Genomic DNA, 17,640 nt, shown 5'->3' with positions numbered 1-17,640 from the left:
AAATTAATTAATAGGAGGGCTTATAATGTCTGGTATTTCAATGGTATTAGTAATAATCGTTGCCTTTCTAGCTGGTATGGAAGGGATCTTGGATGAATTCCAATTCCACCAACCACTAGTAGCATGTACATTAATCGGTCTAGTAACTGGTAATTTAGAAGCTGGGATCGTTCTTGGCGGATCGCTTCAAATGATCGCCTTAGGTTGGGCAAACATCGGGGCCGCTGTAGCACCAGATGCTGCGTTAGCATCTGTTGCATCTGCAATTATTTTAGTTTTAGGTGGTCAAGGAGTTAAAGGTGTTTCTTCTGCCATCGCAATCGCAGTTCCTTTGGCTGTTGCTGGATTGTTCTTAACAATGATCGTTCGTACATTAGCTGTACCAATCGTTCACTTTATGGATGCTGCGGCTGAAAAAGGTGAAATGCGCACAGTTGAAATGTGGCACATCATTGCAGTATGTATGCAAGGTATTCGTATCGCGATCCCTTCAGCTGCATTATTAGTTATCCCTGCTGACACAGTGCGCGGATTCTTAGAATCAATGCCTGCTTGGTTAACAGATGGTATGGCTATCGGTGGTGGTATGGTTGTGGCCGTTGGTTATGCAATGGTCATCAACATGATGGCTACACGTGAAGTATGGCCATTCTTCGCAATTGGTTTTGCAATTGCAGCACTTTCTGAATTAACATTAATCGCACTTGGTGTTATCGCGGTTGCATTCGCTTTGATTTACTTGAACCTACAAGAAAGTTCTGGTGGTGGTTCATCTAATGGTGGCGGAGGCAATACTGGTGATCCGCTTGGCGACATTTTGAATGATTATTAATCTTGAAGGAGGAGAAATAAAATGGCAGAAAAAATCGAATTAAGTAAAAAAGATCGTTTAGCCGTTGCATGGCGTTCTACCTTCATTCAAGGATCTTGGAACTACGAACGTATGCAAAATGGTGGTTGGTGTTTCGCAATGATGCCAGCGATCAAAAAATTATACAAAACTAAAGAAGACCGTATCGCTGCAATGCAACGTCACTTGGAATTCTTTAATACTCACCCATATATCGCTTCACCAATCATCGGAGTTACACTAGCACTTGAAGAAGAACGTGCTAATGGTGCACCTGTTGATGACGTAGCAATTCAAGGGGTTAAGGTTGGTATGATGGGACCTTTAGCCGGTGTTGGTGACCCAGTCTTCTGGTTTACTGTACGTCCGATGTTAGGTGCCTTAGGAGCTTCTCTAGCATTAGCTGGAAATATCTTAGGACCAATCATCTTCTTCCTTGCTTGGAATATTATTCGTTGGGCATTCATGTGGTATACACAAGAATTCGGCTACCGTGCTGGTTCTAAAATCACTGATGACCTTTCAGGCGGTTTGTTGCAAAAAGTTACTAAAGGTGCATCTATTCTAGGGATGTTCGTACTTGGAGCCTTAGTACAACGTTGGGTAAACGTGAAATTCACGCCAGTCGTTTCTACTGTTAAATTAGACAAAGGTGCTTATATCGAATGGGACAAATTACCTTCTGGAGCACAAGGAATCAAAGAAGCGTTGACTCAACAATCTTCTGGCCTTGCTCTTGATAGTAATAAAGTAACGACTTTACAAGACAACTTGAACCAATTGATTCCAGGCCTTGCTGCCTTACTATTGACACTACTTTGCATGTGGTTATTGAAGAAAAAAGTTTCTCCAATCATCATCATTCTTGGTTTGTTCGTAGTTGGTGTTGGCTTACACGTACTAGGTGTTATGTAAGAACACGACTTAAGCAAAATGCTCGGGCTTATCCCGGGCATTTTTTTGCTTAATAAATAAAAAATAAGTATAATATGAAACAGATACATATATGGAAATGGAGTAGATCAAATGGTTCAGTCAATCAATACAAAGGTCGATTTGACGATCGATGCTACCTCGTACTTAGGCGTCGCTGATTATGGGAAAATTATGATCGGTGATAAAGGTTTCGAATTCTTTAATAACCGTGACGCTCGAAAATTTGTACAGATTCCGTGGGAAGAAGTGGACTATGTCGTGGCTTCGGTTGTTTTCAAAGGGAAGTGGATTCCCCGATATGCGATTCAAACGAAGAAAAACGGGACCTATTCATTTGCTTCAAAAGAACCTAAAAAGGTTTTACGAGCAATTCGTGAGTATGTCGATCCCGACCATATGGTAAGATCGCTGGGCTTTTTCGATGTAGTGAAACGTGGCGTACAAAATAAATTCAAGAAGTAAATCGAGAGTCTTTCAGGTTTGTGCTGAAAGGCTTTTTAATTTTGGCACAAACTTCTGTGCCAAAGCTCTATCTTCTATTCCTTGAAAGCGCATCAATCTGGCGCTATGATAAAAATGTAAACGAAATCATTTTATCATTTAAGGAGGAACTAAAATGGAAGCTACTAGACAAAAGAGTGGACTTAAAGCAAAAGTCCAGCGTCTCGGAAGCCACTTGTCAGGGATGGTAATGCCCAATATTGGGGGATTCATCGCTTGGGGGGTTATTACGGCACTATTTATTCCAGATGGCTATTTTCCAAATGAAAACCTTGCCACATTAGTCGGACCAATGCTTTCTTACTTATTGCCATTATTAATCGCTTATACAGGTGGTAGCATGGTGCATGGCCAACGTGGAGCTGTCGTTGGGGCAATTGCAGCGATGGGTGTTATTGTAGGATCAGACGTCCCAATGTTTATCGGAGCTATGATGATGGGACCTTTAGGTGGTTGGTGTATCAAGAAATTTGATGACGCTTTCCAAGAAAAGATCAAAGCTGGATTTGAAATGTTAGTCAATAACTTTTCTTCTGGATTGATCGGTTTTGCTTTAGCAATCATCGGTTATTATGCTATCGGTCCAGTCGTTGAAGGTGCAACTCATTTGATGGCTGCCGGTGTTGAATCAATCATTAACATGCATTTATTGCCATTAGCCAATATCTTTATCGAACCTGCGAAAATTTTATTCTTGAATAACGCGATCAATCACGGCATTTTGACGCCACTAGGAATCGAACAAGCCGCAGAAGCTGGAAAATCAATTCTATTCTTATTAGAAGCAAATCCTGGACCAGGTCTAGGAATTTTATTAGCCTTCACCTTGTTTGGTAAAGGTGCAGCAAAATCTTCAGCACCAGGTGCAATCATCATCCAATTCTTAGGTGGGATTCATGAAATCTACTTCCCATATGTCATGATGAAACCGCTATTGTTCTTAGCAGTCATGGCCGGTGGGGTTGCCGGAACATTTACTTTCCAATTGTTAGGTGCAGGTTTACGAGCAGCTGCTTCTCCAGGATCAATCATCGCGATCATGGCTATGACACCACCGGATACTATTGTCGCCAACTTAGCTGGGATTATTGTCGGATGTATTGTTTCATTCTTAGTCGCAATGATTATTATCAAATCTGACAACAGCGAAGAAGACGACTTAGCCGCTAATCAAGCTGCTATGGCAGATGCAAAAGCACAAAGCAAAGGCCAAAACGCTGTTAAATCAGAAAATCAAGAAATGTTTGGTAACATCAACAAAATCATCTTTGCCTGTGACGCTGGGATGGGTTCAAGTGCGATGGGAGCTTCGGTATTACGAGACAAAGTGAAAAAAGCCGGGTTAGCTTTACCTGTTTCTAACTCAGCGATTAACAATCTAAGTGATGATCCGAATGCCTTGATTGTGACACAAGAAGAACTCCATGATCGTGCAAGTCAAAAAGCACCAAGTGCAACCTTTGTCCAAGTAGAAAACTTTATGAACTCCCCTCGTTACGATGAGATCGTCAACCGCCTATCGGAAGAACCAGCTGCTGCTGATACTGAAGAAAAACCATTGACTGATGATGTCATTCAAGGCGTTGCGGATTATTCGAAAGTAGATCATGTCGTTTTTGCCTATGATCAAGTCAAAGGCTCTGCTAACATGGGTGCAACGATCTTGAAGAAATTACTGAAGGACAAAGGGATGAATTATCCAGTCACAGTTGTAGCAATTAAGGATTTAGCAGATGAAACAAATGCTTTAGTCATTACCAACAATGACGAAACTATAAAAGCGGAACAACAAGCACCAAGTGCGACTCATGTACCATTGAGTGATTTAGTTGCTTCAGAAAAATATGACCGCGTGATCCAAAATCTAAGAAAATAAAGTAGTCTTTTTTGAAGAATCGTATTACTCTTAAAGCAGTGAGGATTCTCACTGCTTTTAGCCTTTGAAATTATTGGAGGAGATATTGTGTATTTTTCGATTCGCGAAAAAAAGATACTTTCCCTTTTGTTAGAATATCCAAACGGCATTACGTCGGAGGAGTTACAAGATATATTACAAGTCAGCAAGCGAACGGTCTATCGTGAGATATCCAGTATCGAAAAGACGATCAAATCGGTGGATGTCCAAATCATCAAACCTCGTGGCGAGGGATACCGGATAGTTGGAGAGACTCAAAGTTTGGAGCAACTGCAACAACAATTAGGCGCGAAACAAACGGAGCTATTTACCGATAACGTTCAACGGCAAAGTGCGATCGTCTGCTCGTTGCTACTGATGGATGAAGAAGAAACCATCGAAGGACTGGCGATTGATTTTAAAGTTAGCCCCGCGACGATCACTTCCGATTTAGCGGCGATCGAAAAGAGTTTGATTGATTATCGTTTAGAACTAAAACGTCTAAAAGGACGAGGGATTCGGATCGACGGTCGTGAAAAACAGCGTCGGCAGTTATTAAGTAATTTGATTTATAACGGTGTGAGCGAATTCGATTTTTTTCAGTTTCTTGATTTGTTGGAAGAAGGTGAGGCGGTCACTGATAATTTCTTTTTGAAATTATTGAGCCAAGAGAATTTATTACTAGCCGGTCAGATTTTTACTCAAGTTTCCCAGCAGTCTTTTCAGAAGGTCACAGACAATCAATTACAGCGAGTCTTGATCTTATTAGCGTTGTCGATTGATCGGATGGCACAAGATCGTTTTGTCGAGGCAGAACAAGAAAATAAAGCCAAGCCTGAAAGTATGCAGATTGCAAGTCAAATCATGATCAAGGTGGCGACAACCTTAAAGAAATCAATTCCGCCACAAGAGGTCCGTTTCTTCGCCTTTCAATTGGAAGGAGTCAATTATAAGCAACCGCAAAATATTTTCATTGATAGTTTTGATGTGGAACTTTCTTATCAGATCAAGGAATTGATTCGTTTAGTCTCTGAGGCGACAGCGATCGATTTTCGCAAAGATGAGCAGCTTTTCAATGACTTATCGGCCCATATGTCGGCGGCCTTGAAACGAAATTTGACGGTCATTCAAGGCGCAAACAATCCATTGCTGCAAAAAATTCGTGAGAAATACCAGAAGCTGACGACGGCGATTATTAAAGAGTTGGCCGTAGTTTTTCCAGATCATGAATTTACTGCGGATGAATTAGGCTATGTCGTGATCCATTTTGCGACATCTTTGGAACGCCACCCAAGTGGTCGTGCTCTTTCCGCTTTAGTCTTGTGCTCTAGTGGAATCGGAACGGCTCGCATCTTGGAAAGTCGAATTCATAAATATTTGAATGAGATTGAGCAGGTACAAGTCGCAAAAATTTCAGAAATGAATCATTTAGATTATAAAAGCTATGATCTGATTTTAGCGACGGTCTTCTTGCCGGGGTTCCATTTACCCTATAAAGTCATTTCACCCTTGCTATTAGATGATGAGATCAAGGAAATCAAAGAATATATTCAGACGCTGCATCCTGATAAAACGGTTGAGATGATGAATCAACCCGAACAAGAGCCGAGTGATGCCTTTGATGAGATTTATGAAACGATGCGGATTGCCAATCAACTATTGCAAAGTTTTGATGTGAAGCCGATTACGTCTGAAGAAACGATTGAACAGACCTTAGCGAAAATCATTGATCCCTTGCAAGGAACGATTGTGACCGACGCGGCGACTGTCACAGACAAAGTGATCAAGCGCTATTTAGTAGCACCAATTGGGGTACCGAAGACCAATTTCGCGTTGTTCCATACTGCAGATTCTCATGTCAAAGAGCCTTTATTCACTATCTATGATTTGGACCAGAAATTTTTGATCCAAGGGATGGATAAAAAAAGTATTGAATTAACGCGAGTATTATTATTACTTGCCCCTGATCCAATGCCGGAAAATCAACAAAATCTGTTAGGAAAAATCAGCAGCTCCGTGATTGAGAGTGATTTGAACACGGAAATCTACAAGTTCGGCAACAAAGAAATCATTTATCAACTATTGAGTTCTTTGTTCGTAAAAGAAATACGGGAAAATTAATCTGTGATAGGAGTGAATCAAAAATGGAATTAATGCCAGAAATGATTTTATTGGATCAAGAATATGCCAACAAGGAAGACGCAATCCGGGCCTGTGGTCAGTTGTTAGTTGATGCAGGTTGTGTGGAACCAGGCTATGTAGACGCCATGATTGAAAGAAATAAATTAGTTTCTGTTTATATGGGAAACTTTATCGCGATTCCTCATGGGACCGACGAAGCCAAACACTACGTGAAAAAAAGTGGAATTTCAGTGATCCAAGTTCCAACTGGCGTTCACTTTGGTAAAGATGATACAGAAGACGTGGCAATGGTATTATTCGGTATCGCTGGAATCGGGAATGAACATTTAGATATCCTACAAAAAATCGCCATCTTTTGTTCGGATGTTGAAAATGTCGTAAAATTAGCAGATGCAAAAACAAAAGAAGAAGTCATGGGCTATCTTCAGGAGGTAGAATAGGATGCAAGCAACACATTTTGGCGCAGGAAATATTGGACGAGGATTTATCGGAGAGATTTTAGCAAAGAATGGTTTTTCAATCGATTTTGTCGATATCAATGAAACAATCATCAATGCGTTGAATGAACGAAATGAATATACGATTCAATTAGCAGACGAAAGTCAAAAAGAGATCCATGTCTCAAACGTGGATGGTCTAAACAATCAAACGAATCCGGAAGCGGTGATTGCTTCTGTCAGCAAAGCGGATATTGTAACAACAGCAATCGGTCCGAATATCTTGCCGTTTATCGCAGAATTAATCGCAAAAGGAATTCAAAAACGTCGCAGTGAAGGAAATACAGCGCCTTTAGACGTGATTGCCTGTGAAAATATGATTGGCGGCAGCCAGTTCTTATTTGAAAAGGTCCAAGCATTTTTATCAGCTGAGGATATGACCTATGTTGAACAATACATTGGATTCCCCAATGCAGCAGTTGATCGTATCGTTCCGATTCAGCATCATGAAGACCCACTATTTGTTTCTGTAGAACCTTTTAGTGAATGGGTGATTGACGAAACGCAAAGTAAAAACAAAGACTTGCGCCTTGATGACGTGGAATACGTAGAATATTTAGAACCTTATATTGAACGAAAGCTGTTTTCAGTCAATACCGGACATGCGACGGTTGCTTATACCGGCGCTTATGATGGCTATAAAACGATTGATGAAGCTATCTCAGATGAACGAGTCTTAGAAAAATTACGAGCAGTCTTAGAAGAAACTGGCAGTTTATTAATTAATAAATGGGGCTTTGACAAAGAAAAACACTTTGCTTACATTGATAAGATTGTTAGTCGTTTTGAAAATAAATACATTTCTGACAGTATTAGCCGTGTCGCACGGACTCCAATTCGTAAACTAGGCTTTGATGAACGCTTCATTCGTCCGATCCGCGAATTGAAGGAAAGAGAATTAGGCTATGACAACTTAGTCGATGTAGTAGCGATGGTGTTGAAATACAATGATCCTAACGATGAACAAAGTGTTGAACTGCAAGGTTTGCTAAAAGAAAAATCAGTGGCTGAAGTCATACAACAAGTAACTGATTTAAAAGACGATGAATTAATTACGGAAATCTCTGCACGATATCATCAATAATAATATCTTACAGCGTAGAAGAACTTCTACGCTGTTTTTTAAGCAAAAGTTTTCCCCATATAGAAGAAAAATCACGAGGGTGAAGAAAAAAAGTTTTGGTCTAGACTTAATTGTTGCAAATTAGAGATCATGGTGTTAGAATTGGTGTATACCAAAACAACAAAGGAGCGTTTACCCATGAAAGTAATTCGCGTAAAAGATGCCGCTGAAGGCGGAAAAAAAGCATTTGAAATTATCAAAGATGGAATGGAAAACGGCGTAAAAGTATTAGGTCTAGCAACTGGTAGTACTCCTGAAACGTTATATCAAGAAATGACTTCTAGTGATTTAGATTTTTCAGAAATGACTTCTGTAAACTTAGATGAATATGTTGGTTTAGCAGGCGACGATGTACAAAGCTATCGTTACTTCATGAATGATCAATTATTCAACAAAAAACCATTTAAAGAAACGTTCGTACCAAACGGCAAAGCGGAAGATTTAGAAGCTGAATGCAAACGTTACGACGGTGTGATTGCGGATCATCCACTTGACTTGCAAGTATTAGGAATCGGCCGCAACGCGCATATCGGATTCAATGAACCTGGCACACCATTTGATGTGACAACGCATGTCGTTGAATTGACTGAATCAACCATTGAAGCCAACAAACGTAACTTTGATAAAGTAGAAGATGTTCCTACTCATGCTTTATCAATGGGGATTGGTTCAATTATGCAAAGCAAAAAAATCTTGTTAATGGCATTCGGTACTGATAAAGCTGACGCAATCAAAGGGATGGTCGACGGCCCTGTAACTACTGATGTTCCTGCCAGCGTATTACAAAACCACCCTGACGTAACCGTGATCATCGACGAAGATGCAGCTAGCAAACTATAAGAATTAGATTGAATAGAGACGTCAAGGAAATGTTCCTTGGCGTTTTTTTTACATGAATAAATCGCTTTATAGCAGGTGTATCCATGTCCGGCTTCACGAACTAGCTCTATCAGCAATAAGCCAAACGATCTCGACATTTGAGCAGCATTTTAGAAATCGTTTGGTCTGATTGCTCAGCGGACTCCTAATTAGGGAATCATTTTCCAAAAACACAAAAAATAGTTCTGATTGTCGTTACGCATACCATTTTTCCGATCTCAATAAAGCGAGCAGAAAAACTGGCAAAAAGCTGAGGGAGTTCGCGAAAGCCTTTCTGACTTATGATCTACTTGCTTCTTTTCTTGCCATTGGCTATAGTAAATTATCAGAGTAAAAAGGATGAGAAGAATGCGTTTAGATAAATTTCTAGCGGAGGTCGGCCTAGGCAGTCGCAAGGAAGTCAAGCAGCTGATCAAAAAGGGTCAGATCAGCGTCAACCAACAAATTGAAAAATCGGACAAGAAGCAAGTGGAACCGGAAAAGGATCAGATCGCCTTTCAAGGTGAGCCGCTGCATTATCAGGAGTTTTATTATTATCTGCTACATAAGCCTTCAGGTGTGGTGAGTGCAACAGAAGATTCACGGGATCGAACGGTTATGGATTTATTAGCGCCAGTAGATTACCGCAGTGATTTATTTCCGGTAGGGCGTTTAGACAAAGATACGGAAGGTTTATTATTGATTACCAATGATGGCCAGCTGGCCCACGAATTATTATCTCCCAAAAAGCATGTAGAGAAGGAATATTTTGCGAAGGTTGCTGGTGTGATGACAGTAGAAGACCAACAGCGCTTTGTTGAAGGGATTTTGTTAGATGGGGAAAAGACTTTGCCAGCGGAATTGTTGATTGATGAGACGACCGCAGACTCGTCAAAAGTTAGAATTATTTTACACGAAGGCAAATTTCATCAAGTGAAGCGGATGGTCAAGGCCTGCGGTAAAGAAGTGACCTACTTAAAACGAATTCGTATGGGAGATTTGGAATTGCCGTCAGGGTTAGTTAAAGGAAATTACCGATTATTGACAGCAGAAGAAATAGCTTCGCTAAAAGGTTAGGAAGTTCGCTTTTTTCTCTAGCGTGCTATACTGAATAGAGAGGTGATGGACCAGTGGATTTGAAATTATCAGTTTATGAAATCATGCTGCGCTTATTTTTAGCCATGGTCATGGGTGGCGCCATTGGGATAGAGCGTGAATATAAGAATCGCCCGGCTGGCATTCGGACCCATATTTTGGTGTGTATGGGTGCGACTATTATTGCATTGATCCAAGTTGAGATCGCCGATCAGGCGTTGCGCTATGCGGCGGCTAAACCTGAGTTTGTTGGAGTGGTTCGAGCAGATGAGGCCCGTTTGATCGCTCAAGTGGTCAGCGGAATCGGTTTTCTAGGTGCGGGTACGATCATGGTCAGCAATCGTTCGGTCAAGGGATTGACGACGGCTGCTTCGATCTGGGCTGGTGCTGGCTTAGGGATCGCTATCGGCATGGGTTACTATACGATCGCCATTTGTAGTTTTGTCGGCATAATGCTGGCGTTGACTGTGGTGAAGCGTGTGATTAAGATCAACGCGATTAAAAAAATCGAGATTCGTTACATTCATCGTGAAGCCACCAAAGAATTTATTATGAATTATTTCGAAAGTAAAAATATTGAAGTCGAGGATGTCGATTTCGACGTGGATTTCATGGATGATTATCGAATATACACCAATGTCTACACGATTGATTTGCCGCGGGGGATGAATTATACTGATGTGATTGAAGATCTATCGATGTATAAAAATATTACTAAGCTCCGGATGATTAATATCTAAAAAAAAAGAGAAACTCCTTGCGATAAGGAATTTCTCTTTTTTGTTTACTCTAATCCAATTAAATAATCATCGTCATTCATCGCTTCGACTTGGCCAAGTAGGTAGCCGTTGCCGACTTGTGAAAAGAAATCATGGTTGCTGGTTCCGGTCGAAATCCCGTTCATTACGATTGGATTGACATCATCGGCGGTGTCAGGGAATAGTGGGTCCATTCCGAGGTTCATCAAGGCTTTATTGGCGTTGTAGCGCAAGAAAGTTTTGACTTCTTCCGTCCAGCCGATTTCGTCATATAATTCTTCAGTATAATGCTCTTCATTTTCGTACAATTCATACAATAAATCGTACATCCATTCTTTCAGACGTTCTTGCTCAGCTTCTGGTTGTTCATTGAAGCCACGTTGGAATTTGTAACCGATATAAGTTCCATGAACCGATTCGTCACGAATGATTAATTTAATGATTTCCGCCACATTAGCTAATTTGTTATTACCTAAATAATACAGCGGCGTATAAAAACCAGAGTAGAATAGGAACGTCTCAAGAAACACACTAGCGATTTTCTTTTCTAAAGGTGTGCCATTTTTATAAATCTCATTGATTCGTTCCGCCTTTTTTTGTAAATACGGATTCGTATTTGTCCATTCAAAAATTTCATCAATTTCGGACTTTGTATTCAAGGTACTGAAGATCGATGAATAACTTTTGGCGTGGACTGATTCCATAAATTGGATATTGTTCAAGACGGCTTCTTCATGAGGCGTCCGAACGTCTTCTCGCAACTGATCCATACCGCTTTCTGATTGAACAGTATCTAGTAGTGTCAATCCGCCGAAAACATGCCCAACCACGGTGTGTTCCAGTGGTGATAATTTACGCCAGTCATCTAAATCGTTTGACAACGGAATACGTGTATCCAACCAAAATTGCTCCGTTAATTTTTCCCACGTCGATTTATCGATGACGTCTTCGATTTCATTCCAGTTAATGGCTTCATAATACGTTTCTGCCATGAAGATTCCTCCTAAGATAAGTATATAATCACGCATAGCATTCCCTCTCAAGCAGAAGCTCAAGAGGGAATAGAAATTTAGATGTCCAGCTGCACGGACTAGTTTCCTCAGCAATAAGCGAAAATTTTAGTCCTATTGTTCGGAACCTGGACGAGTACGTTCCGCTTTTCCTAGATCACACAGCTTTCACATTGGTTCGAACCGATTTCTTCTGCATCATCCGTAAAGGTCCGGACATAGTAGATCGATTTGCAGCCTTTGTAAAAGGCGTAGTTACGTAAGATGTTCAGGTCACGTGTCGTTTGTTTTGTTTCGGTTTTCCATTCGTACAAGCCCTCAGGAATCTCTGAACGCATAAATAGAGTTAAGCTCATACCTTGGTCAATGTGTTGTTGGGCCGTCGCATAGACATCGATTACTTTACGCATATCCATATCATAAGCAGACGTATAGTAAGGCAAAGTTTCATTGTTCAAGTAAGGTGCTGGATAATAAATTTTCCCGATTTTCTTTTCTTGCCGTTCTTCAATCAAGCGAGTGATTGGATGCAAGCTAGCACTCGTATCGTTAATATAAGAGATCGATCCATTTGGCGCAACAGCTAAACGGTTTTGGTGATACAAGCCGTCTTTTTGAACAGCTGCTTTCAAATTTGCCCAATCTTCAGCAGAAGGGACGAAGATTTCTTTAAAGATTTCTTTGACCTTGTCAGTTTTTGGTGCAAATTCGCCGGTCATGTATTTATCAAAATAAGAACCGTTGGCGTAATCAGATTTTTCAAAGTTATGGAAGACGGTCTTGCGTTCTTTCGCCATCGCGTTACTTTCCATTAAAGTCCAGTAGTTTAACAACGTGAAATAAACATTGGTGAAGTCGATTGATTCTTCAGAACCATATTCCATCAAATGTTTGGCGAAGAAGCTGTGTAAGCCCATTGCACCAAGGCCGATGGTATGATTCAAGTGATTGCCGTTTTGGATCGAAGGTACTACTTCAATATCGGATTCATCAGTAACAAAAGTTAACGCCCGAGTCATCGTCCGAACTGATTGTCCAAAGTCAGGACTCTCCATTAAGTTAACGATATTGGTAGAGCCTAGATTACAAGAAATGTCCGTTCCTAATACATCGTACTCTTGACGGCCATTAATGGTAGAAGGCGTTTGTACTTGTAGAATTTCAGAACAAAGGTTACTCATCACGATCTTTCCATCGATTGGGTTGGCACGATTGGCGGTATCGATGTTGATGATATATGGATAACCAGATTCTTGCTGCAATTTAGACAGTTCATTTTCTAAATCACGTGCACGAATTTTTTTCTTGCGAATATTAGGGTTCGCTACTAAATTATCATACTCTTTAGTGATGTCTACGTAAGAAAAGGGCACGCCGTATTCACGCTCAACTCCATAAGGGCTGAACAAATACATGTCTTCATTGTTACGGGCCAATTCATAAAATTTATCCGGTACAGTTACACCAAGTGAAAGAGTCTTCACGCGAATTTTTTCATCGGCGTTTTCTTTTTTTGCTGATAAAAACATTTCAATATCAGGATGGAAGACATCTAAATAGACGACACCAGCACCTTGACGTTGACCAAGTTGGTTAGAATAAGAGAAACTGTCTTCGAATAATTTCATGACCGGTACAACCCCACTGGCTGCACCATCATAACCTTTAATGGGGGCGCCAGCTTCACGTAGATTAGAAAGATTGATTCCAACTCCACCGCCAATCCGAGACAGTTGAAGGGCTGAGTTAATCGAACGGCCGATGCTGTTCATATCATCGGTAACTTGGATCAAGAAACAAGAGACTAATTCACCACGGCGTTTGCGTCCGGCATTTAAAAATGAAGGGGTTGCTGGTTGGTAACGTTGGTGGATCATTTCATCGGCTAAGGATAAGGCTAATTTTTCATCGCCATTCGCAAAATATAGCGCATTGAAGGCCACGCGATCTTCATAACTTTCTAAATACTCAGTGCCGTCATTACTTTTCAGAGCATACTGAGAATAAAACTTATAAGCCGCCATAAAAGATTTGAAGGTAAAATTCTGCTCCGCTAAATAAGCGTACAACTTCTCGATAAAAGCAGAGGTGTATTTTGCGATAAAGGCTTCTTCTAAAAAATCTTCTTCTATTAAATAGTCGATTTTTTCTTGCACGGAAGCAAATTTATGTGTATTTGGTTCAACATTTTCTTTAAAAAAGGCTGCTAACGCGTCTTTGTCTTTATTTAGTGGAATCTGTCCATTGACTGGACGATTGATTTCATTGTTTAGCTTGAAGTAAGATACTTCACCGAGGTCTTTTAAACTCATTTCGTCACATCTTTCTATTTTATCTTTTGCTATTCATGTTTGGCTTCACGAACGAGCTTTTTCAGTCTTGGTCTTCGGCTAATCCCAATTTAGGAAACTCGTTTTTCAAAAAACGTGAAAAATGAGTTTGATTGTCATAGCGCCAACCAGTCTATTAATCACGCTAAAGCGCGGAATGGAGCTGGTAAAAAGCTGAAGGCGTTCGCTTCCGCCTCTTTTCTATCTATAAAAGAAGAAAACTTTGCAATCGTGGGACCGCAAAGTTTCGAGTTAGGCTAATGCTTTCAATTGATCTGGACGGAAACCGATGATGGCTTGCTGTCCGCCGAAAATAACTGGGACACTTTGGAAACCTTGATCTTTTAAAAAACCTAGTGCTTCGGGTTCATTGTCGATATTGACTTCTTCAAATGAAATTTGGTTCTCAGTTAAATAACGTTTTGTCATCTTGCACTGCATGCAATTATTTTTAGAATAGACTTTTACCATAAGACTACCTCCCTTGATTTCTACAATTACTAGTATAAAAGATGTGGGCTAAAAGTCAACGGTTAAACACCATATATTGTGTTGGTCAAATATTGGTATACTACGTTTTGTGTTTTTTGCAAAAACCTTGAAAGCAGACTGTTTCAAAGTAAAATACCGTTGTGGAATTGAAAAAAGCAATCAACGATGTTTTTTTTCGAGGAAAAAGTTTTTTTAATAACTAATAAATATCTTTAAAATCAAATAAATCAGTGATTGTCAAACAAACTGCTCGCCAAACTAGAAAATCTTCGACCAATTATTGACTTTGTTGCCAAATGAAGCTATTCTTAGTGAGAAAGATTCTCATTATTGATTAGAGTTAGGTGGAGGGTATATGACGACTTTAGCAGATGTTTCGTTGAACCAAGTAGTTCAAATTGATGAAATGGCACTAGATAATGATCTAAAGCACCGCATGCAAGATCTAGGTATGATTGTGGGTTCGAAGGTTGCGGTTGTAAATCATTCTGGCGATAACGGGATTATTCTGCTACACAATACCCGCTTAGCCTTATCTCAATCTTTATTAAAGAAAATACTTGTGAAAGACCTAACGGAAGCTCAGCAATCGTGGATTTCACTTGACCAATTGAAGGTTGGGGAACAAGGAACTGTTGTGAATGTTCATGGTAGCGGCGCAATTAAACGGCGGTTAATGGATATGGGCTTGACGAAAGGAACGGAGATCAAGGTTGTAAAATTAGCACCTTTAGGCGATCCGATGGAATTACGGATCCGAGGATATGAATTAAGTTTACGGAAAAATGAATCTGAGATGATTGTTGTCGCGAAGGAGGCGGAATAGATGGCAAAAGTCCATATTGCATTAGCGGGGAATCCTAACAGCGGGAAGACCAGCACCTTTAACGTCTTAACTGGAACGAATCAATTTGTCGGCAATTGGCCAGGAGTAACAGTAGAACGCAAAGAAGGTATCTACAAAAAGAATTCTGATGTTACTATCGATGATCTACCAGGTATTTATTCATTGTCACCTTATTCGCCAGAAGAAGTAGTGGCTCGGGATTATTTACTATCCGGGACGCCTAATGCCATCATTAATATTATTGACGGGACCAATCTTGAACGCAATCTTTATTTAACGACGCAATTGATCGAGACCGGTATTCCAGTCGTTGTAGCAGTCAACATGATGGATATCATCAAAAAAAGTGGCAAGCAAATCAATTTGGAAAAACTTTCTTATGCCTTAGGGGTCCCCGTAGTAGGAATCAGCGCATTAAAAAATTGGGGCATCGATAAAGCTGTTAATGAGGCGTTGCATTTAATCAAAAAAGGTGTCGAAGAAGTTAATTTCCCGCACTATGATAAGAAGCTGGAAGCAGCACTTAGCGAGATTCAAGAAGTTTTAGGCAGTACCGTGTTGGAAAAATACAGCCGCTGGTATAGCCTAAAATTATTTGAGCGAGACGAACGAGCACAAAAAGAATTAGATTTAAGTTCAATCCAGCAGAAGGACTTAGCGGAGATTACTAAGATCACGGAAAAGGTCTTCGGTGAGGATGCTGAAAGCCTAGTCATCAACGAACGTTATAATTTTATTACTGATTTAAAAACATTATGCGTAGTGGACGAGGATCAATTTAAATTATCTCTTTCAGATAAAATCGACCGAGTCGTAACGAATCGTTTCCTAGCGTTGCCAATTTTTGTGTTGGTGATGTGGTTGATTTATTATATTGCGATTCAGACGGTGGGCGCGATGGGAACGGATTGGGTGAATGACAATCTCTTCGGCGATATCGTACCTAATTTTGTCGGCTCTACCTTACAGTCATGGCATGTGGCTGGTTGGATGCAAAGCTTGATTTTAGATGGAATCATTGCCGGTGTCGGAGCCGTATTAGGCTTCTTGCCGCAATTGATGGTGTTGTTCCTTTGTTTGGCATTATTGGAAGACTGCGGCTATATGGCGCGGATCGCTTTTGTAATGGACCGGATCTTTCGCAAGTTCGGCTTGTCAGGTAAATCTTTTATCCCGATGCTGATTGCCACTGGTTGTGGTGTACCGGGTGTGATGGCAAGTCGCACGATCGAGAATGAAAAGGATCGGCGAATGACGGCGATGCTGACGACCTTTATGCCGTGTTCGGCAAAGTTGCCAATCATTGCGCTAGTGGCTGGAGCCTTTTTCCCAAATAGTAGTTGGGTAGCTCCATCGGCTTACTTTATTGGTATGGGAGCGATTGTTTTATCAGGGATCGCTTTGAAGAAAACCAAACTTTTTGCTGGCGACCCATCGCCCTTTATTATGGAATTGCCGCTGTATCATATGCCTAGAATCGGTAATACGATCCGTTATACGTATGATCACAGTAAAGCCTTTGTTAAACGGGCGGGGACGATCATCTTTGTTTCTAGTATCGTGATCTGGTTTATTTCTAGCTATAATTTCTCCTTGCAATCAGTCAATGAAAATGACAGTATTTTAGCGGCTTTAGGTGGGTTGATCGCACCGATTTTTGCACCATTAGGTTGGGGTGATTGGCGGGGAGCAGTTGCTGCGATCACTGGTTTAGTAGCAAAGGAAAATGTTATCGGAACTTTTGGAATTTTATATCGGCATGCCGAAGTAGCGGAAGACGGAGTCGAAATTTGGAAGTCCTTGCAAGCGGCCTATACACCTGTTGCTGGCTATTCTTTCTTAGTCTTTAATTTATTGTGCGCACCATGTTTTGCCGCGATGGGTGCGATCCATCGTGAAATGGGCGATATCAAATGGACTTGGCGGGCGATTGGCTACCAATGTGGCTTGGCCTACGTGGTTAGCTTTATTATTTACCAAATCGGTCATGTAGCCTTTGAAGGCGGAGCACTTGGCGTTGGCTTTATCCTTGCAATCGGTTTGATTGTCGCAATGCTGTACTTCATCTTGAGAAAACCAGTGAAACAATCACCGACGATTACGATTGAAGAAATCAAAGAGGTGAAAGAATGGCAACTATAATTTTAAGTGTCTTAATCTTTGGCGGGGCCGGAGTGGTTATTTATCGCAGGATTAAAAATGGTAGCTCCTGTGAAGATTGCGAATGCGGCTGTCCAGTCAAAGAAGAGCAGAATAAAGAATAAAATCAAACACCGACTTTTAAAGCAGATTGCTTTAAAGTCGGTG

General features: G+C 40.7%; 16 protein-coding genes. 13 read left to right on the top strand and 3 right to left on the bottom strand.

From position 1 onward, the window contains the following. The first annotated feature begins 25 nt into the window (after positions 1-25). The 10 genes from IGI54_RS09195 to IGI54_RS09150 all read left to right on the top strand — a co-directional run bounded on the left by IGI54_RS09195 (position 26) and on the right by IGI54_RS09150 (position 10,636). The gene (locus tag IGI54_RS09195; protein ID WP_430620517.1) at positions 26-832 is read left to right on the top strand and encodes a PTS mannose/fructose/sorbose transporter subunit IIC; all 807 of its coding nucleotides are present in this window, start codon (positions 26-28) and stop codon (positions 830-832) included. Between the two features lie 21 nt (positions 833-853). Next, positions 854-1,765, top strand: a complete 912-nt coding sequence (locus tag IGI54_RS09190; protein ID WP_216428312.1) for a PTS system mannose/fructose/sorbose family transporter subunit IID — start codon at positions 854-856, stop codon at positions 1,763-1,765. A gap of 111 nt (positions 1,766-1,876) precedes the next feature. After that, positions 1,877-2,248, top strand: coding sequence for a DUF956 family protein (locus tag IGI54_RS09185; RefSeq protein ID WP_216428314.1), 372 nt, complete (start codon positions 1,877-1,879; stop codon positions 2,246-2,248). Between the two features lie 154 nt (positions 2,249-2,402). Then, entirely contained in the window at positions 2,403-4,163 is a 1,761-nt protein-coding gene (locus IGI54_RS09180; RefSeq protein ID WP_430620516.1) for a PTS mannitol transporter subunit IICBA, read from the top strand. Positions 4,164-4,250: 87 nt separating this feature from the next. After that, positions 4,251-6,302, top strand: a complete 2,052-nt coding sequence (locus tag IGI54_RS09175) for a BglG family transcription antiterminator (RefSeq protein WP_216428318.1) — start codon at positions 4,251-4,253, stop codon at positions 6,300-6,302. 23 nt (positions 6,303-6,325) lie between these two features. After that, positions 6,326-6,763 carry a PTS sugar transporter subunit IIA gene (locus tag IGI54_RS09170; protein ID WP_071860734.1) on the top strand — a complete coding sequence of 146 codons (438 nt, stop codon included), beginning with the start codon at positions 6,326-6,328 and terminating at the stop codon, positions 6,761-6,763. 1 nt (position 6,764) lies between these two features. Continuing rightward, positions 6,765-7,904 (top strand): mannitol-1-phosphate 5-dehydrogenase, encoded by a 1,140-nt coding sequence (locus IGI54_RS09165; protein WP_430620515.1) that lies wholly within the window; start codon positions 6,765-6,767, stop codon positions 7,902-7,904. Positions 7,905-8,081: 177 nt separating this feature from the next. Continuing rightward, on the top strand, positions 8,082-8,783 hold the full coding sequence (nagB, locus tag IGI54_RS09160; RefSeq protein WP_430620514.1) for a glucosamine-6-phosphate deaminase: 702 nt from the start codon (positions 8,082-8,084) through the stop codon (positions 8,781-8,783). A 387-nt stretch (positions 8,784-9,170) separates the two neighbouring features. Next, positions 9,171-9,878, top strand: coding sequence for a pseudouridine synthase (locus IGI54_RS09155; RefSeq protein WP_430620513.1), 708 nt, complete (start codon positions 9,171-9,173; stop codon positions 9,876-9,878). An 83-nt stretch (positions 9,879-9,961) separates the two neighbouring features. Next, a complete protein-coding gene (locus IGI54_RS09150) occupies positions 9,962-10,636 on the top strand; it encodes an MgtC/SapB family protein (protein ID WP_071861035.1) in 675 nt (224 codons plus the stop codon). A gap of 44 nt (positions 10,637-10,680) precedes the next feature. Here the strand turns inward: IGI54_RS09150 and nrdF are convergent, their stop codons facing one another. The 3 genes from nrdF to nrdH all read right to left on the bottom strand — a co-directional run bounded on the left by nrdF (position 10,681) and on the right by nrdH (position 14,465). Further along, entirely contained in the window at positions 10,681-11,646 is a 966-nt protein-coding gene (gene nrdF, locus IGI54_RS09145) for a class 1b ribonucleoside-diphosphate reductase subunit beta (protein WP_071860738.1), read from the bottom strand. A 170-nt stretch (positions 11,647-11,816) separates the two neighbouring features. Next, the gene (gene nrdE, locus IGI54_RS09140; RefSeq protein WP_430620512.1) at positions 11,817-13,976 is read right to left on the bottom strand and encodes a class 1b ribonucleoside-diphosphate reductase subunit alpha; all 2,160 of its coding nucleotides are present in this window, start codon (positions 13,974-13,976) and stop codon (positions 11,817-11,819) included. Between the two features lie 270 nt (positions 13,977-14,246). Next, on the bottom strand, positions 14,247-14,465 hold the full coding sequence (gene nrdH / locus IGI54_RS09135) for a glutaredoxin-like protein NrdH (protein ID WP_010745735.1): 219 nt from the start codon (positions 14,463-14,465) through the stop codon (positions 14,247-14,249). 376 nt (positions 14,466-14,841) lie between these two features. Between nrdH and IGI54_RS09130 the strand changes: the two genes are divergently transcribed. Genes IGI54_RS09130 through IGI54_RS09120 form a run of 3 tightly spaced genes read left to right on the top strand, consistent with a single transcriptional unit; the run spans position 14,842 to position 17,597 of the window. After that, positions 14,842-15,312: a FeoA family protein gene (locus IGI54_RS09130; protein WP_071860741.1), complete on the top strand. Its 471-nt coding sequence runs from the start codon at positions 14,842-14,844 to the stop codon at positions 15,310-15,312. Next, positions 15,313-17,475, top strand: coding sequence for a ferrous iron transport protein B (gene feoB / locus IGI54_RS09125; protein WP_430620511.1), 2,163 nt, complete (start codon positions 15,313-15,315; stop codon positions 17,473-17,475). Further along, on the top strand, positions 17,463-17,597 hold the full coding sequence (locus tag IGI54_RS09120) for a FeoB-associated Cys-rich membrane protein (RefSeq protein ID WP_071860743.1): 135 nt from the start codon (positions 17,463-17,465) through the stop codon (positions 17,595-17,597). The genes feoB and IGI54_RS09120 overlap by 13 nt, the downstream gene beginning before the upstream one ends. Positions 17,598-17,640 lie beyond the last annotated feature (43 nt).

This window comes from Enterococcus sp. DIV0800 (assembly GCF_050559735.1).
Taxonomy (GTDB): Bacteria; Bacillota; Bacilli; order Lactobacillales; family Enterococcaceae; genus Enterococcus_A; species Enterococcus_A devriesei.
This window is presented reverse-complemented; position numbering and strand designations above follow the sequence as displayed.